The sequence below is a fragment of the Devosia sp. A16 genome (genome assembly GCF_001402915.1).
In the GTDB taxonomy this organism is placed as follows: domain Bacteria; phylum Pseudomonadota; class Alphaproteobacteria; order Rhizobiales; family Devosiaceae; genus Devosia_A.
The window spans coordinates 4,126,535-4,148,514 of the sequence record NZ_CP012945.1; the positions used below are offsets into that span (position 1 = coordinate 4,126,535).

The window sequence follows — 21,980 nt, forward strand, 5'->3', positions numbered from 1 at the left end:
ATGGCAAGCCTCAAGTACAGGCTGATCGGCGCCGCGTTCGAACTATTGTGGGCGAGCGGCACGACGCACCTGATCCGCAAGCGTTCCAAAGCGCGCGGCGTGATCTTCACGCTGCATCGGGTGTTGCCCGATGATCCGGCAGATTTCTCGCCGAATGCAATCCTGCAGGTGAAGCCGGACTTCCTCGAATACGCCATCATCCGGATGCGGCAGCTCGGCTTCGATATCGTCGATATGGACGAAGCCGCGCGGCGGATCGAGGCGGAGCAGGCCGTCCGACCGTTCGTGGTGTTCAGCTTCGATAATGCCTACCGCGACAACCTGCGCTACGCCTTGCCTGTGCTGCGCCGGCAGCAATGCCCCTTCACCCTTTACGTGCCGACTGCGCTGGTCGACGGGGTAGGGGAGGTCTGGTGGCAGGCGCTGGAGGACATCGTCGCCGCCCAGAACGCTCTGGCCGTCACCTATGCCGGAGACACCGAGTATTACCCGACCGCCAATCTCGAGGAAAAACAGCGGGCCTATGCTGCGCTTTATCGCCGGATGCGCACCATGCCGGAGGCGGATCGGGTCAAGCTGATCCGCGACATCGCCGGACAGTACGGCTTTGATCTAAGGCAGCAGTGTCGCGAGCTGATCATGGATTGGAGCGAGCTCAGGCACTTTGCCGCCGATCCGCTCTGCACCATCGGCGCTCATACCGTGCATCACTACGAGCTCGCCAAGCTCTCGCCGACGGACGCACGCAACGAGATCGAGCAGTCGGTTCGCATCCTCAAGGCCCAGTTCGGCAAGACGCCGCTGCATCTCAGCTATCCGTTCGGCGCCAGTGTGTCGGCCGGCCCGCGGGAGTATGGTCTCGCGCGCGAGCTCGGGTTGCGTACGGCGGTGACCACCAGGCCGGGCGGGCTCTATGCCGGCCATCGGCATAGTCTGCACGCGCTGCCCCGGGTGTCCCTCAACGGCCTGTTACAGGCCCGGCGCTATGTCGACGTCTTCGCCACTCCGGCCGTGTTCTCAATGCTGCCGGTTTGATCGGTTCTTACCTCATGTCCCTCGCTTACAGATTCTCCCGGAGCTTTCATGGCTGACCTCATTGTCGATGGCGCGAACCCGGTGTCCGGCACCATCCGCCCCTCAGGCAACAAGAACGCGGTGCTGCCCATGCTCTGCGCCACCCTGCTGACCGATGAGGAGGTGACGCTCACCAACGTCCCCGAAATCAGCGATATCGATAAGCTGGTCGAGTATTTCCGCTCCAAGGGCTCGCGCGTCCAGCGCAGCCTCGAGGCGCAGACGCTGACCATCCAGCACGACTTCACCGCCTTCGCGACTTCCGATGCCGAATTGCCGGTCGGCATCCGCGCCGCGGTGCTGCTCCTGGCCCCGGTGCTGCTGCGCAGCGATCATCTGATCTTCGACACCGAGGCCAAGGGCTGCGCGCTCGGCGTGCGCGAGATCGATCCGCATCTCGACATTCTCGAACGCTTCGGCGGCACTATCGCCGGCACCCACCCCTATCGCATCGAGCGTCGCAACCAGATCCGGGGCGTCGACCTCTGGCCGGATTATGCCTCGGTGACCGCCACCGAGACCTTCGTGATGATCGCGGCGCTGGCGCACGGCACCTCGACGATGAACAATGCCGCCTCCGAACCGCATGTGCAGGCGCTCTGCGACATGCTGGCGGCGATGGGCGCCGATATCGACGGCATCGGCACGTCGCGCCTGACGGTGCGCGGCGTCGGCAAGCTCTCGGGCACCACCGCCCGCGTCCCGGACGACCACCATGAAGTCGCGACCTTCCTCGCCATCGGCGCGGTGACCGGCGGCCGGCTGACTGTCGAGACCGACATGGGCCCGCAGCTGACGCTGATCCTGCGTCAGTTCGGCAAGCTCGGGCTGGAGTTCGAGGTCGAGGACGGCAAGGTCACCGCCACCGGCTGGACCCGCAAGGTCACCGAACCCTACACCGCCGAGATGCTGCCCAAGATCGAGGCGGCGCCCTGGCCATACTTCCCGGCCGACCTGCTGCCGCATGCCATCGGCATCTCGGTCGGCTGCACCGGCGACATCATGTTCTGGAACAAGGTCTATGAGGGGGCCCTCGGCTGGAGCGCCGAGCTGCTGAAATTCGGCGCCCGCGTCCATCTCTCCGACCCGCACCGCCTCGTGGTGTTCGGCGGCAATCCGCTGCGCCCGGCGACGGTCGAAGCCCCCTACATCATCCGCGTGGTCGTGGCGCTGCTGCTGGCGGCGATCCAGATCCCCGGCGAGTCGCGCATCAAGAACGCCGACCCGATCCGCCGCGCCTATCCGCACTTCGTCGAAAAGATGACCTCGCTCGGCGCCAAGGTGCGTTGGGAGTAATGGCCCTCTCCTCCCTCCCCTCAAGGGGGAGGGAGGCCGGCCGGAGCGAGGGCCTACTCCCCGTCCGGCTTCGCCATCCAGCGGATGATCCAGGTGGCGGGGTAGAACCAGCTCATTCCCATCACCGCGAAAAAGCCGATGAGCAGCCACCAGGCGGTGGCGCCGAGAAAGCTCATGTAGATCCACATGCCCATGGTCGACCAGACAACCAGGGAGAGAAGGATCAGCACGGTGCCGATGAGCTTGCGGGTGGATTGGGACATCTTGGCTCCGGAGCGTGGTTAGGAAAAGTTGCAGACTTTTCCGGTTCGACCGCGCGACAACATAAAGACTCTTCGGATGCGGCATCGCGGCCATTGTAAGGGCGCGCTGCCGGGAGTAGGTCGGGGCCGAAAGGAACCCATCTTGGCTCTCAGCGCAACAGCACAATCCGCCACACCGACCACGCCCGCCGCCGATCGGCTGCGGCCGGTCCGCCTCTGGCTCTACGGCATGGCGCTGCTGGTGTTGATCATGGTGGTGGTCGGCGGCGCGACGCGACTGACCGAGTCCGGTTTGTCGATCACCTCATGGAAGCCGATTTCGGGCGCCATCCCGCCGCTCAGCGATGCCGACTGGCGGGCCGAGTTCGAGGCCTACAAGGAGATCCCGCAGGGCGTGCAGAACTCCTGGATGGGGATCGAGGACTTCAAGTCGATCTTCTGGTGGGAGTGGGCGCACCGCTTCCTCGGCCGCGTCATCGGCTTCGCCTTCGCCATTCCGTTCGCGGTGTTCCTGTTCCAGCGCCGCTTCAACTGGAGCCTCGCTGCGCCGCTCGCCGGGCTGTTCGTCCTCGGCGGCTTCCAGGGCTTTCTCGGCTGGTGGATGGTGTCGTCCGGCCTGTCGGAACTGACCTCGGTGTCGCAATATCGTCTGGCCGCGCATCTGGGAGCTGCATCGCTGCTGTTCATCGCGCTGATCTGGGTAGCGCGCCGGCTGGAGCCTGCCAGGCCCACCAGTGCCGCCGGGTGGCCCGTCTGGGGGCTGCTGATCCTCATCCTGATCCAGATCGTCGCCGGCGCCTTCGTCGCCGGACTCGATGCCGGCATGGGCTACAATACCTGGCCGCTGATGGACGGGGCACTGATCCCGCACGGACTCGATGTCATCGAGCCGTTCTGGAAGAACCTGTTCGAAAACACCCTGACCGTGCAGTTCATCCACAGGATGATCGCCTACGCGGTGGTGCTCTATGTCGGCTGGCTGCTCTGGCGGCAGTCTAAGCGGGGCGGCTTCGGTGGCGTGCATGGCTGGCTGCCGCGCATCTCGCTGCTCATCGTGCTGCAGGTGGGCCTCGGCATCGCGACGCTCCTCAGCATGGTGCCGATCTCGCTGGCGCTCGGCCATCAGGCCTTGGCCTTCATGCTTGCCGGGTTGGTGACGGCCTATCTGGCGGATACCACTCCGCGCCGGATGGCATAGCAAGCAAAATCAATGGCTTAGTATGTGGTAGTATGATACCAACTGCGCAAGCTATTGAAATTGCTTAGCTAAATCTTTCCGCTTGACGCTTCTGGTGCGTCTCCGTATATCCGCGCCACGAATACGGGGCAGGGGTCACTCTGCCTGCTTTCAAGGAAAACCAAATGAGCACCTACACGGCGAAGCCGGACGAGATCCAGAAGAAGTGGATCCTGATCGACGCCAAGGATCTGGTGGTTGGCCGTGTCGCCTCCATCATCGCCATGCGTCTGCGTGGCAAGCACCTGCCCACCTACACCCCGCACATGGACACCGGCGACCACGTCGTCGTGATCAATGCCGACAAGGTAAAGCTGACCGGCAAGAAGCTCGATCAGCGCCGGTTCTTCTGGCACACCGGGCACCCGGGTGGCATCAAGGACCGTACCCAGCGTCAGCTGCTCGAGGGGCGTTTCCCCGAGCGCGTGCTGGAGAACGCCGTCCGCCGCATGATCCCGGAAGGCCCGCTTGGCCGCAAGCAGTACGGCAACCTGCGCGTCTATGCCGGTGAGACTCACCCGCATGAAGCCCAGTCGCCCGTGAAGCTCGACGTCGCTTCGTTCAACACCAAGAATGTGAGGGCCAAGTAATGGCCGAGACCATCAATTCGCTCGAAGATCTGGGCGCTGCCAACGTCGCCGCTGTTGCGGCCGACGCTCCCGTGCACGTGCAGAAGCTCGACGCTCAGGGCCGCGCCTACGCGACCGGCAAGCGCAAGAACGCCATCGCCCGCGTGTGGGTGAAGCCGGGCAACGGCAAGATCACCGTCAACGGCAAGGAGTTCAACGCCTTCTTCGCCCGTCCGGTGCTCCAGATGGTGCTGCAGCAGCCGATCGTCGCTGCGGCGCGCGTCGACCAGTACGATGTGGTCGCCACCGTTTCGGGCGGCGGTCTGTCGGGCCAGGCGGGCGCTGTCCGTCACGGCATCTCCAAGGCGCTCACCTACTATGAGCCCGAGCTGCGCGGCGTGCTGAAGGCCGGCGGTTTCCTCACCCGCGACAGCCGCGTGGTCGAGCGCAAGAAGTACGGCAAGGCCAAGGCCCGTCGTTCCTTCCAGTTCTCCAAGCGCTAAGCTTCGAGCGTCGGAAAAGATTGGAAAGGCCCGCTTCGGCGGGCCTTTTTGTTTTGCGGTCAGTCCTTCAAGGGGTAGGAGCGAGGGCGGAGTAGGCTTCTGCATCATAGGCCGCGGGGCGGTTGTTTGGCCGACGCGCCCGCCGCCGGCGCAACTCGCCGAGCCGGTGCCGCCAGGTGTAGCGCTCCAGCGCCGGACTGTTTCCTCGGTTGAGCGGAATGACGATCCGGATATCTCCCGAGGACTGCTCGCCTTCGACCACCCAGCCCAACTCGGGCAAGTCGAGCCGATAATCTCCCACTTCCACCGGCAGCGGCTTCTCGGGGGCCGACCAGTAGGGAGAACCTGGTGAATGCAGCAATAGTGGGATCACCGAACGAAGTCCCCAGTGGCTGCTGCCCGGTCCGGAATAGCTGTCGAGGACGCGCGGATCGTCGCCGAAATAGCCTTGCGTCAGCGTGCCGCCTCGGACCGCTCCGTGTGCAAGGAAATACCGCCAGACGCAGTCGTTGGCGCGTCGCGCAAGACCAAGCCTTGCGGCATCGGGATCGAGTAGGGTGGCAACCGACAGGGGGGCAGCCGCGGCCGTGCGATAGCAGACGCTGCGGCCCATGATCGGAATGCCAAGCGGGCTGATCAGGTGCGCCGTAAGATCTGCGGAAGCCAGCACCGCATCATGCAGGAACCGTCGGTCGTAGTCAGGCTGGATCAGGTGGAGAAACGCCAACTGGTAGGTGATGCCCCACACATTGTAGTAGTCGACCACCCGCCCCGTGGCCGAGTCCGAGAACCAGCCATGTCCGAGGTAGAGTGGCTTGAAGCGCTCATAGCCAGGCAGGCTGGGGACCGGGCGCCCTTCAAGTGTGGCGGCGACTGCCGCGGCCGTCGCACCGAATAGCAGCCAGTTGTTCGTCGGGCGATCTGCGATTGCCGCAAGCCGCAACCAGCCGAGCAGGTTCGACTGCACGGACTGTCGCAGCAGCGGCCACACACTGTCGCGCACCAGCCATAGCGCAATCGCGATATCGCTGGCTTCCACGAGAATCTGGCTGAAGTCGCTTGGAGTACCCCAGTAACCGCGGTGTTGCGGGTCGGAGCCCACGGTGAAGGCCGAGGCGAGCAGGTCCATGAGATCGACGCTCCCGACGCCTGGCAGTCCGGAGAATACCGGATTGCGCCCGCCGGCGATCCAGGCCGCGAACAGTGGCGCGGTGCGCGCGAAGCCTTCGACCCCCGCTACTCCATAGCCGTGGGAACTGCCCATGCCACGGTACTGCGCGCGCTCGTAATCGGGTGTTGCAGCGGCGAGGAAACCTCTGAGGAAATACCGCACCAGTGCCTCGTACCGGGGTTCGGCGGACGCGCCGGTTGCGAAGAGCTGGGCCAGCTCGGAGTCCGCCGCGTTCGAATAGCGGGGCGCCGGACGGTAGCGAAACCATCCCAGATCAGGCATGAACGGCGAGCCCATCAGGTCCCCCAGTGACCTCGGGAAGTCTACAGCGACGCCGGTGGCGCGGCAATTGGCGAGGCTTGCGAGCCTCAAGCGTCCGGGATACCCATGGCCCGCATCCTTCCAGGCGCCCAGACGAGCAGCCAATGCCGCAGCCCAAGACCGTTCTCATCGTCACCGATGCCTGGCACCCGCAGATCAACGGGGTGGTGCGCTCGATCGAGCTGGTGATCAGGGAGATGGAGCAGCGCGGCATCACGGTGAAGCTCTTGACCCCGAACGAGTTCAAGACCTTTCCGATGCCGGGCTATGGCGAAATCCGCCTCAGCCGCACACTGATGAAGCCGGTTTACGCGCGGATCGAAGCTGCTGCGCCGGATGCCATTCATATCGCCACCGAAGGCCCGCTCGGCATCATGGCGCGGCGCTGGTGCAGGAAGCGTCGTTTCGCCTTCTCGACCGCTTATCATACCCAGTTCCCCGAATACCTGCGCGCCCGGTTGCCGGTACCGCTGCACTGGAGCTATCGGTTCCTGCGCTGGTTCCACGGCGCGGCGAAATACTGCCTCGTCGGCACGCCGCACCTGAAGACGCTGCTGGAGCGGCGCGGCTTCACCAATGCGGTGATCTGGCAGAAAGGCGTCGATACCGAGCTGTTCAATCCGGCGCGGCGCGAGCCGCTGGCCTATGACGGACCGGTGTTTCTCTATGTCGGCCGTGTCGCGGTGGAAAAGAACATCGACGCGTTCGTTTCGCTCGATTTGCCCGGCACCAAGCTGGTGGTCGGGGGAGGACCAAGCCTCGACAAGCTGAAGGCCGAGTACCCCGATGTGGTGTTCGTCGGCCCCAGGCAGGGCGAGGAACTGGCCCGCCTTTTCGCTTCGGCCGATGTGTTCGTCTTTCCGTCCAGGACCGACACCTTCGGCCTGGTGCTGCTCGAGGCGCTGGCCAGCGGCACACCTGTGGCGGCGTTCCCGGTGACCGGGCCGATCGACGTAATCGGCGATGCGCCGGTCGGTGTGCTCGACAACGACCTGAAGGCTGCGGCCCTCCGCGCCCTCGACGTATCCCGCGACCAGTGCCGTGCCTATGCCGAGCAGTTCTCCTGGGCTGCGAGCACCGATCAGTTTCTGCGCTACCTCCCGGTGAAGGGCGATGCTCATTCGCTTTGACTCTAATTAGAGAAAAGACTAAATAAGGTCCGTCGCCGAGCGAGCGGATCTTATGGGTATCAATGCCGTCTTCGAAGCGCTGTCGCACCCTGTCCGCCGGGAGATCCTGCAGCTCCTGCGGTCCGGGCCGATGTCGGCCGGTGCGCTGGCCGAACATTTCACTCTGAGCAAGCCGACGCTGTCGGTGCACTTCGCCAAGCTCAAGGAGGCCGAGCTGGTCGCCGTCGAGCGGCAGGGCACCAGCCTGATCTACCACCTCAACATGTCCATTCTCGAAGAGGCGCTGTCCAACCTCCTCAGCTTCAGGGAACCCAAGCCATGAGCCCGTTCTTTACTCCGGTCCGCATCGCATTGCTCGTCGCGCTGGTCGTGGCTTTCGTCGGCGGCCTGATGCTGGTGCCCGCGGGCACGATGCTGCCGGTGCATTGGGGGCCGAGCGGCGAGGCCGACGGTTTCCTGCCGCGCGAGTGGGCGCTGCTCGTGCCGCTTCTGATGGTGGCGGTGGTCTGGGCGATCCTGGTTGCGCTCAACCGCTTCGCGAGGCCGTCCGACCTTGCCGCGGGGCGGCACAGCTACGGCGTAGTGGTTACCGCGATCACCGGATTGGCACTGGTCCTGGAGGTGGCGACGGTGCTGATCGGCATCGGCGTGCCTGTCAACATGGTCCAGATGCTGGGCTTTGCCTTGGGGGCGCTGCTGGTGGTGCTCGGCAACGTCCTGCCGAAGTCCCAGCCCAACACCTTCGCCGGTATCCGGCTACCGACGACGCTGAACGATCCGGCCAACTGGCAGGCCACGCACCGGCTGACCGGCTGGCTCTGCATCGTCTCAGGGCTGGTGCTGATCGTTGCAGCAGCTCTGCTGCCGGCGCCCTTCCTGATCTGGTGGCTGCTCGGCTGTGTGTTCGTGCCGATCCTGGTCGGCGTGGTGTATTCGCTCGGCTATTCACGCCGACAGCGCTCTTGACCACCGGCCGTTTCCGCCACTAAAGCTCCGTAATCCTCACGCAGGGTTTGGTCATGACTCAGGGAGTAGCAGCGCCAATCGCAGCCGCCGGCTTTGCAGCCGGAGCGGTCGCGCGCGCTAGCGCCCCCGCTCGCTAGCTCTCCCCGAGCGCCGCCATGCGGCTGGGGAGAGCGGAACCAAACGAGCCCGGCGGCCGGCATCGGCCGCTTAACCGAGTCAAAACCATAATTCCGCGATAATCGATGCCTCACTGAAGGCGTCGCGAGTCCCTGAGGGGCGGTCGCGGTCCACCGAGGTTCCAATGAACGAAGATTTCCACCGCATCCGCCGCCTTCCGCCCTACGTCTTCGCCCATATCGATCCCATCAAGGCCAGGTTGCGCGCCAACGGCGTCGACATCATCGACCTGGGCATGGGCAATCCGGACATGCCGACGCCCCAGCACATCGTCGACAAGCTCAAGGAGACGGTGAAGGATCCGCGCACCCACCGCTACTCATCGTCCAAGGGTATCCCCGGCCTCAGGAAGGCCCAGGCCAGCTATTACGGTCGCCGCTTCGGCGTGAAGGTGAATCCCGACACCCAGGTGGTGGCGACGCTCGGCTCCAAGGAAGGCTTCGCCAATATGGCGGCGGCGATCACCGCGCCCGGCGACGTTGTGCTGGTGCCCAACCCGACTTATCCCATCCATTCATTCGGCTTCATCATGAGCGGCGGCGTCGTCCGCTCGATGCCGGCCGAGCCGGACGAGAACTTCATGCGCGCGCTCGATCGCGCCGTCAGGCACTCGATCCCCAAGCCCATCGCGCTGATCCTCAACTACCCGGCCAATCCGACCGCCTACACGGCGTCGCTGGATTTCTACAAGGAAGTGGTCAAGTACTGCCGCGAGCACTCGATCTTCATCCTCTCCGACCTCGCCTATTCGGAGATCTATTTCGATGACGAAGTGCCGCCCTCGGTGCTGCAGGTCGAGGGCGCCATGGACATCACGGTGGAGTTCACCTCGATGTCCAAGACCTACTCGATGCCCGGCTGGCGCGTCGGCTTCGCCGTCGGCAACGAGCGCTTGATCGCGGCGCTGACCCGCGTGAAGTCGTACCTCGACTACGGCGCGTTCACCCCGATCCAGGTCGCGGCCGCTTCGGCGCTCAACGGTTCGGACAGCGTCATCGAGGATGTCCGCACCGTCTATCGCGACCGCCGCGATGTGATGGTGGAGAGCTTCGGCCGCGCTGGCTGGACCATCCCGTCGCCCAAGGCGACGATGTTCGCCTGGGCCCCCATCCCCGACCAGTTCGCGCATCTGGGCTCGCTCGAATTCGCCAAGCTCCTGATCCAGGAAACTGGCGTCGCCGTCGCCCCGGGCGTCGGCTTCGGCGAGTACGGCGACCAGTACATTCGCCTGGCGCTGGTGGAGAACGAGCAGCGTATCCGTCAGGCCGCGCGTAACGTGAAGAAGTTCCTGTCGGGCCAGCCGAGCCACGGCAACGTCGTGCCGATTACCGCCGCGAAGTAAGCAGACGGACATGAGCTTGCGGCGGCCCGGTCAGTGACCGGGCCGTTTGCCTTTGTGAGTGCCACCACAGCTTTCCCTCTCTCGGCGTCATCCCCGCGAAAGCCCATAAGGGCTAGCTTAGGGTTGGTGGGTTTGAGGATTGTCGCCGCCATCCCTCGACGATCGTGGCTTACCCCTCATCCGGCGCTACGCGCCACCTTCTCCCCGACGGGGAGAAGAATACCGAGAGCGCGGCGATCACCTCTATTCCTCTCCCCGTCGGGGAGAGGGTGGATCGGCCGGAGGCCGAGACGGGTGAGGGGTGGCTGGCGCTGACCATCCCTCCCAGCGGGACCCATCTTGCGGTGGGAGCACCTAACTTAGCGCACATGCGCTTTCGCGGGGACCTCCGTTTTCTTTCGGGCATCGCAAACAGAGGTTCCCGCTTTCGCGGGAATGACCCGGTGGGTTATCAGCTTTCAGTTTGCTGGAGGCATCTCATGTTTCGCCGACTTCTCGTTGCGCTTGCCCTGCTGTTCGCCGCGGCCCCGGCCCTGGCGCAGTCCTTTCCGGTCACCATCAAACACGCCTTCGGCGAGACGGTGATCGAGAAGGCGCCCGAACGGATCGTCACCTGGGGTTGGGGCAATCACGATGCGCTGCTGGCGCTGGGTGTGGTGCCTGTGGCCATGCTCAGCCGCCGTGACAGCGGTGGTCCACAAGTCCCCGATCGGTTGGGCTGCAAGCCATTCCAGAACGCGCGGAGTCGGGACCGCTGCGATCGCGTCCGAGATGACGTTGGTGTCGAGGATGATCACTCCGTCGAGCCATCCTTGTAGCGCTCGTCGTAGTCATCGAGAGCGAAGGGAGGGTCGCGGCCCAGGAAGTGGTTGATGAGGAACAGGTCGGCGCCCCCCAGAGGGCCGAACCTCGCGCGCAACCGCGTTGCCATATTGTCCGTCTCTGTCAACGCGCGCGCGCCAGCAGATCGCTTGCTTCTTCCTCGCGTGTCCGTCCATGTCCCTTGGCGCGATCGTTAAGAGCGGCGACCAGGGCGGCGTCATCAACTTTGATGGTGATGTCAGAGATGGCAACCTCCCGCGAGACAGCGGTTATCAATATGGGTGGCAGCTGCCTGTCCATCAATCCTATTGACGGATAGGGTCTTTCCTATCCATAGCTCTCGCACCAATTCCGAGAGCGTTTCTATGTCCGATATCCAGTCGTTTCGCCAATCCGTCGAAGCCTTCATTGCGGCGCGCGGCTGGACCCCGACCCGGTTCGGACGGACCATCGCGGGCGACCCGCTCTTCGTGTTCGACCTGAGGGAAGGGCGCGAACCGCGCTCGGACACGCGGACCCGGATTCTGAAGTCGATGCAGGACCATGCCGATGCGGCGCTCGAAGCGCCGCTGCGCATCGGCGTCGCCGGCCTCGGCAATGTCGGCGCGACGCTGGTCCGCATCATCCAGAAGGATGGCGAAGAGCTGACCCGCAAGCTCGGCCGCAAGATCACCGTCACTGCCGTCTGCGCCCGTTCGCGCAGCCGCGACAGGGGCATCGATACGACGAACCTCGAATGGTTCGACGATCCGGTGGCGCTGGCCAAATCCGACGGCATCGACCTGTTCGTCGAATTGATCGGCGGCGAGGACGGACCGGCACTGGCCGCGGTGAAGGCGGCGCTGGAGATCGGCCGCCCGGTGGTCACCGCCAATAAGGCACTGCTGGCCCGGCACGGCGTCAACCTCGCCAAGGCCGCCGAGGAGTCCGGAGCGCAGCTCGGCTTCGAGGCGGCGGTCGCCGGCGGGATTCCGGTTATCAAGACGCTGCGCGAGGGCCTCGGCTCGGCCCGTATCGCCCGCGTCTACGGCATCATGAACGGCACCTGCAACTACATCCTGACCCGCATGGGCAATGAGGGCATCAGCTTTGCCGAGTGCCTCGCCGATGCGCAGAAGCTGGGCTACGCCGAAGCCGATCCGACCTTCGATGTCGAGGGCTTCGATACCGCGCACAAGCTGGCCATCCTCGCTTCGCTCTGCTTCGGCTGCGAGATCGCGCCCGACGAAATCTTCGTCGAGGGCATCACCAGGATCAGCCAGGCCGACATCAAGGTGGCGGGCGACCTCGGCTACAAGATCAAGCTGCTCGGCATCGCCCAGCGCTCGGCCGACGGCATCGATCAGCGCGTGCACCCCACGCTGGTGCCCAAGACGTCGGCAGTGGCCGGGGTCGATGGGGTGCTCAACGCCGTGGCGCTCGAAACCGATCACGTGCACGAGCTGCTGCTGGCCGGCCCTGGCGCCGGCGGCCCGCCGACCGCCTCGTCCGTCCTCTCCGACATTCTCGACATCGCCCGCGGCACCCGGGTGCCGCCGCTCGGCGTGCCGAGCGCCGAGCTGACCCCGTACCGGCGCGCGCCGATCCGGGAGCATGAGGGCGGTTACTACATCCGACTAAATGTCAGGGATGTACCCGGTGCGTTTGCGGCTATTGCTACCCGCATGGGTGCCGCCGGCATTTCGCTCGAAAGCGTCATCCAGCGTCCGGATCTGCGTGTTAGCGAGCCGGGCGTGACGGGGACCGAGTCCCGCACGGTGGTGCTGCTCACGCACTCCACCATGGAGCAGACCGTCCGCGACGCCCTCCAGGCGATCAAGGGCGACGGCTTCATCGTCGGCGATCCGCAGATGATCCGGATCGAGCAACTCTAGGCGCTCTCCCGGCCTGCGGTTTCGGGACGGCACCGCATAGGCCACGTAAAGCCCCGTGCGGCGGGGCAGGGAGTGTTCATGAAGCTCAGCAAGTCCGACACCGACCGGCAGGCGGCGATCGATCGTTCGCTCACCCTCGAACTGGTGCGCGTCACCGAAGCCGCGGCACTGGCCGCCGCCACCTGGCGCGGTAAGGGCAACGAGAAGGCCGCTGACGCCGCTGCCGTCGAGGCGATGCGGGGCGAGATGGGGAATGTCCACATCCATGGCCGGATTGTCATCGGCGAGGGCGAGCGCGACGAGGCGCCGATGCTGTTCATCGGCGAGGGGGTCGGCGCGGGCGACGGCCCCGAAGTCGATATCGCCGTCGACCCGCTCGAGGGCACGACCCTGTGCGCCAAGAACCAACCGGATTCGATCTGCGTCCTGGCCATGGCCGAGCGCGGCGGGTTGCTCAACGCCCCAGACGTCTACATGCACAAGATCGCCATCGGCGCCGGCTATCCCGCCGGTGTGGTCGATCTCGACGAGAGCGCTACCGTCAACGTCAAGGCGCTGGCCAAGGCCAAGGGCGTCCCGGTCAACGAGATCACCGCCTGCGTGCTCGACCGGCCGCGCCATGCCGCGCTGATCGATGATCTCCGCTCGGCCGGTGTCGCCATCAAGCTGATCTCGGACGGCGACATCGCCGGCATCATCCACGCGGTGAACACCGAGGATACCGGCATCGACATCTACCTCGGCTCCGGCGGCGCGCCCGAGGGCGTGCTGGCTGCGGCAGCGCTGCGCTGCATCGGGGGTCAGATGCAGGGCAAGCTCATCCTCGATACCGAGGACAAGCGGGCCCGGGCGCTGAAGATGGGGATATCGGACCCGAGCCGGAAATACCGCACTGACGAGCTGGCCTCCGGCGACGTCCTGTTCGCCGCCACCGGTGTCACCGACGGCAGCCTGCTGAGCGGGGTGCGCTATGGCAAGAACGCGGTCCGCACCAACACCGTGGTGATGCGCTCCTGGAGCCAGACGGTGCGCTGGATTACCGCCGAACACCGGCGGTAAGAAACCATACTGACAGAGACGGCCCCCTCCCGGCCTCCCCCATAAAGGGGGAGGTGAAGTGTCGAGGCTCTGTCCTCGATCGTGCCCAGAAAACCGGCAGGGCACCTCCCCCTTCATGGGGGAGGATGGGAGGGGGCCGTCTCGGCGTGTAGAAACAAAACGGGCCGCCCCAAGGGACGGCCCGCGCATTCAGTAACTCGAAGCTTACGCTTCCTGGATGGCGCTGATCAGCCAGCGCCCGCCATTCTGGCGCTGGAAGGTCCAGACCTCCGTGGTCTCGGTGACCCGGTCGTCACCGGAGACGATCTCGCCGGTGCTGCGGTTGCGGGTGACGTCGCGGCTCTCGTAGCGCATCGCCACGGTAGCGTAGTCGGTGCCGTCTTCGCGCCAGGCCTCGGCCACGTCGCCGGCCAGCAGGCTCACGTCGAACACCTCGTTGCGCAGGCCCTTGGAGGCGTTCGCGCCCAGTTCCTCGGCGAGATAGCCCATCACTTCGGGCGTGGTGATCCGGCGCAGCGCCGCATAGTCCTCGCGCGAATAGGCATCCTGCATATCCTTGAGCTGGGTCTCGAAGCTCGACAGGTCCTGGTCGGTAATGCCCACTTCGTCACGCCGGCCGGCGCGCTGCGAGGCAGCCGAGCGCTGGCCGCGCGCTGTCGTCGGGCCGGGGCCCATGCCGCCGCCGCGATAGGTGCGGCCCGCATCCGGCGCCTCGTAGTTCAGCGGCCCACCGGCCATCGCCGGGCGCTGCTGCCGACGCCGCAGGAAGAAGCTGACGATGAGGCCGATGATCACCACCTGCACGAGCAGGGCGAGCATGCCGCCGAAACCACCGAAGCCGAAGCCGAACAGCATGCCGAACAGGCCGCTGAACAGCAGGCCGCCTAATAGCGCACCGCCGAACCCGCCGAACAGGCTGGGCCGGGCCGGCGCGGTGGCGTTGCCCACCGTGTTCCGCTGCTGCGTGCCGTTGGTCATCGTGTTCTGCACCGGCGCGGTGGTCTTGGGCGAGACCTGCGTCGAGGGCACGCTCCGCTCGGTGCGGATACCGCGGCTGCCGAAGCTGCCGCCGCGCCGCGCCTCGGCGGTATCGACCGCGACGAGCGAGAAGGCCATGATCAGCGTGGCAAGGAGGGCCGAAAACCGGAAGCCCTTCGAAGCGAACATTGTGGTTCCCCATGTGAAAACGTTGCCGTTGATATGGGGACCATTGCCCCTGAGCGCTAGAGCTTTCCGGTTTCCCCGGTTCGATTTTCCCGGGGGCGGCGCCTGGCTTGACCGGCTATCGGGCCGGGAGGATAGTCCGCCCACATTCCGGTTTCGACGAGGCATTCGTATGGTCACCGAGAATAAGGTCGTCCTGGTCCGCTCCGGCGAAGATCGGCACGCCGCTCCACTGAACTTCCTCAACGGTCGTTTCGACTGCAAGATTTCCGGCAGCGATACCGATGGCGCGCTCTGCGCCTACGACACCTGGCGCTTCAAGCCCGGCGGGCCGCCGTTACACCTGCATTTCGAGCAGGACGAGTGGTTCCAGGTACTGGAGGGAAGGTTCCGCTTCCAGGTCGGTGACCAGCCCTACGAACTTGGCCCGGGCGACTCCCTGCTTGGTCCGCGCGGCATTCCGCATGCCTTCCGCAACCTCACCGAGACGGCGCGCATGATGGTCACCTTCATTCCGGCCGGCAGTATGGAAGCCTTCTTTGCCACGCAGATGGTCGATCCGACCTCCGAAGCGTTCCGCGAACTCAGTCTCAGGCACGGCATGCAGGTTGTCGGCCCGCCGCTTCAGCCCTGATGCGGCGGGAAAACCGCCCCCGCGCCCTCGACTATCGGTATCTTTCTGCTTACCTCGCGGGTGATGGACGACCCGCGCCCCAACTTCCTCGATGTGTCGAAATCCGCCCTGGGCCGCGCCTGGGTGGATCGGTTGAACCCCGCAGCGGTACGCACCGCTGCCGCCATCGGTCAGCGGACCGATCTGTCGGAGATTCTTGCCCGCATCGTCGCGGGGCGGGGCGTCGATGTCGATGCGGCTACGACCTACCTGCAGCCCACCATCCGCGAACTGATGCCGGATCCTTCGACGCTCGCCGGCATGGATGCGCTGGCCGAGCGGCTGGCCCGGGCCATAGCCGACAACGAGCCGGTGGCGCTGTTCGGCGACTATGACGTCGACGGTGCCTGTTCCTGCGCCCTGATGGCGCGCTATCTCAGGCACTTCGGGTTCGACCCGCAGGTGCACATCCCCGATCGCATCTTCGAGGGCTATGGTCCCAACACCGCTGCCATCGACAAGCTGGTCGAGGGTGGCGCCAGGCTGCTGATCACCTTGGACTGCGGCACCACCAGCGATGGGCCCATAGCCCACGCGCGCCAACGCGGCCTCGACGTATTGGTGATCGACCATCATCTGTCGGACGCTGAACTGCCCCCGGCCAATGCGCTGGTGAACCCCAACCGCCCCGACGACATTTCAGGCCTCGGCTACCTGTGCGCCGCCGGCGTCACCTTCATGGTGCTGGTGGCGACCAATCGGCTGCTCAAGCAGCGGGGCGACACGGGCCTGCCCAACCTGATGACCATGATCGACCTCGTGGCGCTGGCGACGGTCTGCGATGTCGTGCCGCTCAAGGGGTTGAACCGCGCTTTCGTCGCCCGCGGGCTCGAGGTGGCCCGGACCGGCTCCAATCGCGGCATCGGGGCGCTGGCCCTGGCGGCACGGCTGTCCGGCCCGCTCAATGCTTATCACCTCGGTTACCTGATCGGGCCGCGCATCAATGCCGGCGGTCGCATCGGCGATGCGGCGCTCGGCACTCGGCTGCTGTCGCTCGACGACGAGCAGCAGGCGCTGATGATCGCGGCGCAGCTCAACGAGCTCAACAGCGAACGCCAGCGCATCGAGGTCGAAGCGGTGGAGGAAGCGGCTCGTGCCGCAGAAGCCGAGATCGGCGGCGGCGAGGGCCCCCCGGTGCTGGTGCTGGCATCGGCCAACTGGCACCCCGGCGTGGTCGGGCTGATTGCTGCCCGGCTGCGCGAGCGGTTCGAGCGTCCGACCTTTGCCATCGCGCTGGCGCCGGATGGCACCGGCACCGGGTCCGGTCGCTCCATGCCGGGCGTCGATCTGGGCAGCGCGGTGATCGAGGCGGTGGAGCTGGGCCTCGCCGCCAAGGGCGGCGGGCACGCCATGGCGGCCGGGGTGACGCTGAAGCCGGGCCAGCTTGGGCCGTTTCGCGCCCATGTGACCGAGCGGCTGGGCAACAGCGTCAGCGAGGCGCGGGCGCTGACGGCGCTCGAGATCGACGCAGCGATGACGGCCCGTGGCGCCAATCCGCAGTTCGTCCATGAGATCGAGCGGGCAGGACCGTTCGGCGCGGGCAGCCCGCAGCCGGTGTTCGCGTTTCCCGCGCACAAGGCGCGCTTTGCCGAGATCGTCGGCACGGGTGGCCACGTGAAGTTCACCTTGACCGCCGACGACGGCGCGCGACTCAAGGCCATCGCGTTCCGTGCCGCCACCACGGCGCTGGGCGAAGCGCTGCTGAGCGCCGGCAACGATACGCCGCTGCACATGGCCGGAACGCTCTCCATCGACCATTGGCAAGGCCGCGAGGAGGTGCAGTTCCGCCTGCTGGACGCGGCCCGGCCCGGCGGACGCTGAGCCGCAACGGCACCGCTTGCAGCTTGAAAGTCCTGCTTGCATATCCACTTATGACGACTAAAGTGCTGCCCTAATTCACGGGGAGCCCCGTTGCCCGGCTGCGTCACTGCAGCCCCGCCGCGGCGCTGGTTTGGCCGCTCGGCGGAGCGGACCGGTAGTTCTGGAATGTTACGTCATGGATAAGCTTGCGGTTGAAACGAGGGCAGCGTCGCCCACGCCGTGGACCCATCTGCTCTCGACTATTGCGGCTTTTGTCGGAAAGCGGCTGATCGGCCGCCCCAGGCACGGCGCCGTCACCATCACGTTCCCCAACGGTCGGGCACGCACCTTCGGCAATCCGGCGACCGGGGTGCATGCGCACCTGACGCTGCGCAACTTCAAGGTGCTGCAGAAGACGCTGCAGCGCGGCACCGTCGGCTTCGCCCAGGCCTATATCGACGGCGATGTCGAGATCGAAGATCTCACCATGCTGTTCCGCTACTTCCTGCAGAACCGTGACGTGCTCGATAGCGGCGAGAACTCCTGGTACGGCCGCGCCGCCCAGGACATCACCTATCACCTGAGCCGCCACAACTCGAAAGAGGGTAGTAAGAAGAACATCTCCGAGCACTACGACCTCGGTAATGACTTCTATGCCGAGTGGCTCGACCCCTCGATGACCTATTCCTCGGCCATCTTCACCTCCGAGGACCAGTCGCTCACCGACGCCCAGCACACCAAATACCGGCGCGTCGCCGAACTGGCGGGCGTTGCCGCCGGGCACCGCGTGCTCGAGATCGGCTGTGGCTGGGGCGGCTTTGCCGAAACTGCGGCCAAGGATTTCGGCGCCGAGGTCTACGGCATTACGCTCTCGGCGGAGCAGCTGAAATACGCCAATGAGCGCCTCCAGCGGCAGGGCCTCGACAAGCTTGCCGTCATGCATTTCGAGGACTATCGCGACACCCGGGGCGAGTTCGACCACGTCGCTTCGATCGAGATGATCGAGGCGGTAGGCGAGGAGCATTGGCCGAGTTACTTCAAGACGGTGCACGACCGGCTGAAGCCGGGAGGCACCGCGTCGATCCAGGCCATCACCATCGGCGAGCGCGACTTTGCCGATTATCGGGCGCGGCCGGATTTCATCCAGCGCTTCATCTTCCCCGGCGGCATGCTGCTGACCAAGACGGCGATGAAGGAGCAGGGCGACAAGGTAGGGCTGATCCTCGAGAACGTCGAGACCTTCCGGCTGAGCTACGCCAGGACCCTCAAACTCTGGCGCGAGCGCTTCCTCGACCGCTGGGCCGATATCAAGAAGCTCGGCTACACTGAGGAATTCCGCCGCAAGTGGGTCTACTACCTGAGCTATTGCGAGGCTGGATTCTTCGAAGGCTCGATCGACGTCGGCATCTACCAGTACCGCCGTCCGGCCTGAGCCGGTGAGTGTGGTGGCGTAAGTGGCCCGCGCTACTTCCCCACCAGCGTCTGCCGATAGAACCGCAGCACGGCCTCTGCGTCGACGCCGACCGCAATCGTCTGCCTCGGCCGGCCGTCCCAGGCACCGGGCGGATAGTTCCGGCCATCCGGCTTGATGATGGTCTGGCCGATGGCGATGCCCTCGGTGACCACGCGGATGGCGCCGGTCTCCGTCTGGTAGAACTCCGGGTGCAGCGCCAGCGCTACGGCGCTCGAGTCGTGCACATAGAAGCCGTCGAGGCCTGCACTCTCGCGGTGGAAGTTCTGGTAGAAGGCCGAAATGGCGCGCACGAACGCGCCGTCCTCGCCGGCATCGGCGGCGAGTTTGGCCACGTAAGCTTCGCTCATCACCGTCGCCTGCGTCACGTCGAGCCCGGCGATGGCGATCGGCCAGGCCGCGCCGAAGACGATATCTGCCGCATCCGGATCGCCCCAGATGTTGGCCTCGGCCACCGGTGTGACATTGCCGGTATGGCCGTTGCGGCCGAAGGCGCCGCCCATTACCACGATCTGCTTCACCAGGGGGACGATCTCGGGCGCCTCGCGCATGGCGCGCTCGAGATTGGTCATCCGGCCCACGGCAATGATGGTGACCTCGCCCGGGTTGGCTTTCACCAGGTCGATGATCAACTGGTGGGCCGGGCGCAGGTCGGCGATCGCGGCGATCTGCGGCAGGGCAATGTCGCCGAGCCCGTTCATGCCGTGCACAAAGGTCGGGGGAGTGTCCGCCTCACCCACCAGCGGCGCCCCCGCGCCCTTCGCCACGGGCGCCGAAAAGCCGAGTTTCTGCTTGAGATAGAGCGCGTTGCGCGTCGTCGTGGCGATATCGGCATTGCCGAACACCGTGGTGACGCCGATCAGTTCGACCCGCGGGTGACGGGCGAGCAGCAGCAGGGCCATGGCGTCGTCGACGCCGGGGTCGGTATCGTAGATGACTTTGAGTGTTTGCATGGCCGACATCATGCATGCCCGGAAGCGCCGCGCCAGCCATCCCCGCGCGCTGCTCGATACTTCGGCAGCGCGCCTCCCTCATGTAAGCTGCTGGGCAGTTCCGGCTCGGCGTGCCGGCGTTAGTGGGCTGCTCAAGTGTTCGGCTGGCCGACGGAGCAACTCTCACCTGGGTCCGGACTTGCATTCCGGCAATTCGAGCGCATCTTTTCATAAAATGTGCGGGGCCCACAGTCTCGTTCCGACTACGCATTTGTGCGAAACTCATTCCAGATGACGGAACGCCACCAGAATCGGTGATAGCCGTTCGTGAGCAACAGGGGTGACCACTCGATGGCCAAGGCGCTCTACCTGGTGATTCAGAGCCGCGACGCCTGGTGGGTCGATTTCGAGGGCAAGGCGCAGGGCCCCTTCGATTCCCGCTCCAATGCCGCTCTAGAAGCCCAGTCGCTGGCTCGCTTCCAGGCCCATAGCGGCCGCGAAGCCGAAGTCCTGGTGCCCGACGAGCAGGGGCGTTACTGGGTCGTCTGGTCGAGCCTCTCCGACAATGGCCGGACCTTCAGCCCGTATCGGGTGGCGAGTTGACCCCCGTGCCGTAGACCACCGACGATGACATCCGGTGGTGGGTCCAAGGCCAAGCCGCTACCTGATCAGCTTCCTCGGCACTTTCCGCACGAAGATTTCTTCGTGCCCATCTTCGTGCGCTCGCGTCATCCGGTGCACGCCGTCGAGGATCAGCCAGCGGCCCTTGAGCCGGGTGATTTCGATCGGGAACAGCAGGCTGGCCGCCCGCACCCGCCGGTATTCCTTGTCGTAGCGATAAGGCGAACGCAGCACCTGGCGTGGCGTTAGTGCGTAGCGATGTCCGTCGAGTTCCCACAGCGGCATGTCGAGATGCCAGAGCAGCTTGTCGATCGGGAAAGCTTCCGACGGCAGGTCCAGCGCCCACAGCGCTTCGACGTCCCAGTCGAAGGCATACCAGTATTCCTCGATGGCCGGCGGCAGCTGGATCATGTCCCGGTCCCGTACATGAGCAGCTAAACCATAGCACCGATTGGTGAAACCCGCATGACCCTCGTCGTCGCGGCAGAAACATGACTTGACTTATCAGCATAACGTGCTGATAGGTGACCCGAACTATCAACATATCCGGGTCTCGCTGATGTCCCTCAAGACGCTTGCCGCGGCTGCCTTCGCGACACTTATGGTTTCGGCACCAGGAGCCGCCTTCGCCGAGGCCTGGAGCTACGTCGATGGCTCGGGCGCCACCGTGACGCTGGACCATGTGCCGACCCGTATCATCGCCAGCCAGGATGCGGCAGCTGGCCTCATCCCGCTCGGCATCCGCCCGGTCGGCATCTACGTCGACAGCGCCGTTGCCGAGGCCAAGGCATTGGAAGGGCTCGACCTGAGCGGCATCGAGATCATCGGCGAGGCTTGGGGCGAGGTCAGCGTGGAAAAGGCTGCCGCCCTGAAGCCGGACCTGGTCGTCGGCGAGTGGTGGCCGCTCGACCAGACCTGGAGCGGCGGCGCCGACGTGGTCAACGCACTGAAGCCGCTGGCGCCGGTCACGGGCCCGAAGCAGGGGGCCTCGGTCGTCAACCTGATCGAGGACTATGAGGAACTGGCCCGGAGCCTTGGTGCCGATCTCGCGGCACCCGAGGTCGCCGCGGCCAAGGCCGCCTTCGAAGCGGCTCGCGAAAAATTCAAGGCCGCCGTCGCGGCCAAGCCCGACCTCACCGCGCTCGCCGTCTGGGCCGGCACCGACGCTCTCTATGTCGCTGCAACCGAAGGCTCCTCCGAGCTGATGGATTTCGCCTCCTGGGGCCTCAAGCTGATCGATCCGGCGCTTGCCGATGACCGCGGCTACTGGGAGACGCTGAGCTGGGAGAACGCCGACAAGTACCAGCCGGACCTGATCCTCGTCGACAACCGCTCCAAGGCCACCATGGAGACGGCGAAGGCCCAGGCCACCTGGACGACGCTCCGCGCCGCTGCGGCGGGGCAGGTGACCGACTGGCCGGCGTTCTGGTTGCGCAACTACGCCGCCTATGCCCGCGAGCTCGATAAGCTCAGCACCGCCATAGCCGCCGCCGACGCCAGCATCGGCGACTGAGG

At 65.5% G+C, this 21,980-nt stretch carries 24 protein-coding genes; 16 read left to right on the plus strand and 8 right to left on the minus strand.

The genetic code is table 11. The features are described from left to right. Window positions 1–1,035 carry a polysaccharide deacetylase family protein gene (locus APS40_RS19810; protein WP_055048692.1) on the plus strand — a complete coding sequence of 345 codons (1,035 nt, stop codon included), beginning with the start codon at window positions 1–3 and terminating at the stop codon, window positions 1,033–1,035. 48 nt (window positions 1,036–1,083) lie between these two features. Beyond that, the gene (locus APS40_RS19815; RefSeq protein ID WP_055048693.1) at window positions 1,084–2,370 is read left to right on the plus strand and encodes a UDP-N-acetylglucosamine 1-carboxyvinyltransferase; all 1,287 of its coding nucleotides are present in this window, start codon (window positions 1,084–1,086) and stop codon (window positions 2,368–2,370) included. A 53-nt stretch (window positions 2,371–2,423) separates the two neighbouring features. Here the strand turns inward: APS40_RS19815 and APS40_RS19820 are convergent, their stop codons facing one another. Further along, window positions 2,424–2,633 (minus strand): DUF2842 domain-containing protein, encoded by a 210-nt coding sequence (locus tag APS40_RS19820; protein WP_055048694.1) that lies wholly within the window; start codon window positions 2,631–2,633, stop codon window positions 2,424–2,426. Between the two features lie 142 nt (window positions 2,634–2,775). Between APS40_RS19820 and APS40_RS19825 the strand changes: the two genes are divergently transcribed. The 3 genes from APS40_RS19825 to rpsI all read left to right on the plus strand — a co-directional run bounded on the left by APS40_RS19825 (window position 2,776) and on the right by rpsI (window position 4,942). Then, the gene (locus tag APS40_RS19825; RefSeq protein ID WP_055048695.1) at window positions 2,776–3,831 is read left to right on the plus strand and encodes a COX15/CtaA family protein; all 1,056 of its coding nucleotides are present in this window, start codon (window positions 2,776–2,778) and stop codon (window positions 3,829–3,831) included. Window positions 3,832–3,995: 164 nt separating this feature from the next. Then, window positions 3,996–4,460 (plus strand): 50S ribosomal protein L13, encoded by a 465-nt coding sequence (rplM, locus tag APS40_RS19830; protein ID WP_055048696.1) that lies wholly within the window; start codon window positions 3,996–3,998, stop codon window positions 4,458–4,460. Further along, window positions 4,460–4,942, plus strand: a complete 483-nt coding sequence (gene rpsI / locus APS40_RS19835) for a 30S ribosomal protein S9 (protein WP_055048697.1) — start codon at window positions 4,460–4,462, stop codon at window positions 4,940–4,942. The genes rplM and rpsI overlap by 1 nt, the downstream gene beginning before the upstream one ends. 67 nt (window positions 4,943–5,009) lie before the next feature. Here rpsI and APS40_RS19840 read toward each other — a convergent pair whose 3' ends face one another. Next, a complete protein-coding gene (locus APS40_RS19840) occupies window positions 5,010–6,410 on the minus strand; it encodes a DUF2264 domain-containing protein (protein WP_055048698.1) in 1,401 nt (466 codons plus the stop codon). Between the two features lie 128 nt (window positions 6,411–6,538). On the opposite strand from APS40_RS19840, the gene APS40_RS19845 reads away from it, so the two are divergent. The 4 genes from APS40_RS19845 (at window position 6,539) to APS40_RS19860 (ending at window position 10,049) form a co-directional block, all read left to right on the plus strand. After that, the gene (locus APS40_RS19845) at window positions 6,539–7,564 is read left to right on the plus strand and encodes a glycosyltransferase family 4 protein (protein WP_055048699.1); all 1,026 of its coding nucleotides are present in this window, start codon (window positions 6,539–6,541) and stop codon (window positions 7,562–7,564) included. A gap of 52 nt (window positions 7,565–7,616) precedes the next feature. Next, window positions 7,617–7,886, plus strand: a complete 270-nt coding sequence (locus tag APS40_RS19850) for an autorepressor SdpR family transcription factor (RefSeq protein ID WP_236884141.1) — start codon at window positions 7,617–7,619, stop codon at window positions 7,884–7,886. Next, window positions 7,883–8,530, plus strand: coding sequence for an SdpI family protein (locus tag APS40_RS19855; RefSeq protein ID WP_055048700.1), 648 nt, complete (start codon window positions 7,883–7,885; stop codon window positions 8,528–8,530). Before APS40_RS19850 ends, APS40_RS19855 begins: the two co-directional genes overlap by 4 nt. Window positions 8,531–8,831: 301 nt before the next feature. After that, window positions 8,832–10,049 (plus strand): LL-diaminopimelate aminotransferase, encoded by a 1,218-nt coding sequence (locus APS40_RS19860; RefSeq protein ID WP_055048701.1) that lies wholly within the window; start codon window positions 8,832–8,834, stop codon window positions 10,047–10,049. A gap of 458 nt (window positions 10,050–10,507) precedes the next feature. Here the strand turns inward: APS40_RS19860 and APS40_RS24995 are convergent, their stop codons facing one another. The 3 genes from APS40_RS24995 to APS40_RS25005 are packed head-to-tail and all read right to left on the minus strand — an operon-like array spanning window position 10,508 to window position 11,171. Then, entirely contained in the window at window positions 10,508–10,846 is a 339-nt protein-coding gene (locus APS40_RS24995) for a hypothetical protein (RefSeq protein WP_156343006.1), read from the minus strand. After that, window positions 10,843–10,980: a hypothetical protein gene (locus APS40_RS25000; protein WP_156343007.1), complete on the minus strand. Its 138-nt coding sequence runs from the start codon at window positions 10,978–10,980 to the stop codon at window positions 10,843–10,845. Before APS40_RS25000 ends, APS40_RS24995 begins: the two co-directional genes overlap by 4 nt. A gap of 14 nt (window positions 10,981–10,994) precedes the next feature. After that, window positions 10,995–11,171: a hypothetical protein gene (locus tag APS40_RS25005; RefSeq protein ID WP_156343008.1), complete on the minus strand. Its 177-nt coding sequence runs from the start codon at window positions 11,169–11,171 to the stop codon at window positions 10,995–10,997. Between the two features lie 233 nt (window positions 11,172–11,404). Between APS40_RS25005 and APS40_RS19870 the strand changes: the two genes are divergently transcribed. Together APS40_RS19870 and glpX are read left to right on the plus strand one after the other, a co-directional pair. After that, window positions 11,405–12,745 carry a homoserine dehydrogenase gene (locus tag APS40_RS19870; RefSeq protein ID WP_055049747.1) on the plus strand — a complete coding sequence of 447 codons (1,341 nt, stop codon included), beginning with the start codon at window positions 11,405–11,407 and terminating at the stop codon, window positions 12,743–12,745. A 78-nt stretch (window positions 12,746–12,823) separates the two neighbouring features. Next, window positions 12,824–13,804 (plus strand): class II fructose-bisphosphatase, encoded by a 981-nt coding sequence (gene glpX / locus APS40_RS19875; protein WP_055048703.1) that lies wholly within the window; start codon window positions 12,824–12,826, stop codon window positions 13,802–13,804. Between the two features lie 204 nt (window positions 13,805–14,008). Here glpX and APS40_RS19880 read toward each other — a convergent pair whose 3' ends face one another. Beyond that, window positions 14,009–14,971, minus strand: a complete 963-nt coding sequence (locus APS40_RS19880; protein WP_055048704.1) for a Tim44 domain-containing protein — start codon at window positions 14,969–14,971, stop codon at window positions 14,009–14,011. A gap of 169 nt (window positions 14,972–15,140) precedes the next feature. On the opposite strand from APS40_RS19880, the gene APS40_RS19885 reads away from it, so the two are divergent. The 3 genes from APS40_RS19885 (at window position 15,141) to APS40_RS19895 (ending at window position 18,873) form a co-directional block, all read left to right on the plus strand. Next, complete coding sequence (locus APS40_RS19885; RefSeq protein ID WP_055048705.1) at window positions 15,141–15,602, plus strand: cupin domain-containing protein; 462 nt, start codon at window positions 15,141–15,143, stop codon at window positions 15,600–15,602. A 63-nt stretch (window positions 15,603–15,665) separates the two neighbouring features. Beyond that, window positions 15,666–17,462, plus strand: a complete 1,797-nt coding sequence (gene recJ, locus APS40_RS19890) for a single-stranded-DNA-specific exonuclease RecJ (protein ID WP_055048706.1) — start codon at window positions 15,666–15,668, stop codon at window positions 17,460–17,462. A gap of 175 nt (window positions 17,463–17,637) precedes the next feature. Further along, window positions 17,638–18,873, plus strand: coding sequence for an SAM-dependent methyltransferase (locus APS40_RS19895; protein WP_082434550.1), 1,236 nt, complete (start codon window positions 17,638–17,640; stop codon window positions 18,871–18,873). Window positions 18,874–18,905: 32 nt separating this feature from the next. On the opposite strand, the gene APS40_RS19900 is transcribed toward APS40_RS19895, so the two are convergent. Then, window positions 18,906–19,865, minus strand: a complete 960-nt coding sequence (locus tag APS40_RS19900; RefSeq protein WP_055049749.1) for a nucleoside hydrolase — start codon at window positions 19,863–19,865, stop codon at window positions 18,906–18,908. A 306-nt stretch (window positions 19,866–20,171) separates the two neighbouring features. Here APS40_RS19900 and APS40_RS19905 point away from each other — a divergent pair, with 306 nt between their 5' ends. After that, on the plus strand, window positions 20,172–20,447 hold the full coding sequence (locus tag APS40_RS19905; RefSeq protein WP_156343009.1) for a hypothetical protein: 276 nt from the start codon (window positions 20,172–20,174) through the stop codon (window positions 20,445–20,447). 57 nt (window positions 20,448–20,504) lie between these two features. On the opposite strand, the gene APS40_RS19910 is transcribed toward APS40_RS19905, so the two are convergent. Beyond that, a complete protein-coding gene (locus APS40_RS19910; RefSeq protein ID WP_055048708.1) occupies window positions 20,505–20,876 on the minus strand; it encodes a hypothetical protein in 372 nt (123 codons plus the stop codon). A 148-nt stretch (window positions 20,877–21,024) separates the two neighbouring features. Here APS40_RS19910 and APS40_RS19915 point away from each other — a divergent pair, with 148 nt between their 5' ends. Then, window positions 21,025–21,978 carry an ABC transporter substrate-binding protein gene (locus APS40_RS19915; RefSeq protein ID WP_156343010.1) on the plus strand — a complete coding sequence of 318 codons (954 nt, stop codon included), beginning with the start codon at window positions 21,025–21,027 and terminating at the stop codon, window positions 21,976–21,978. The last annotated feature ends 2 nt before the right edge of the window (window positions 21,979–21,980 follow it).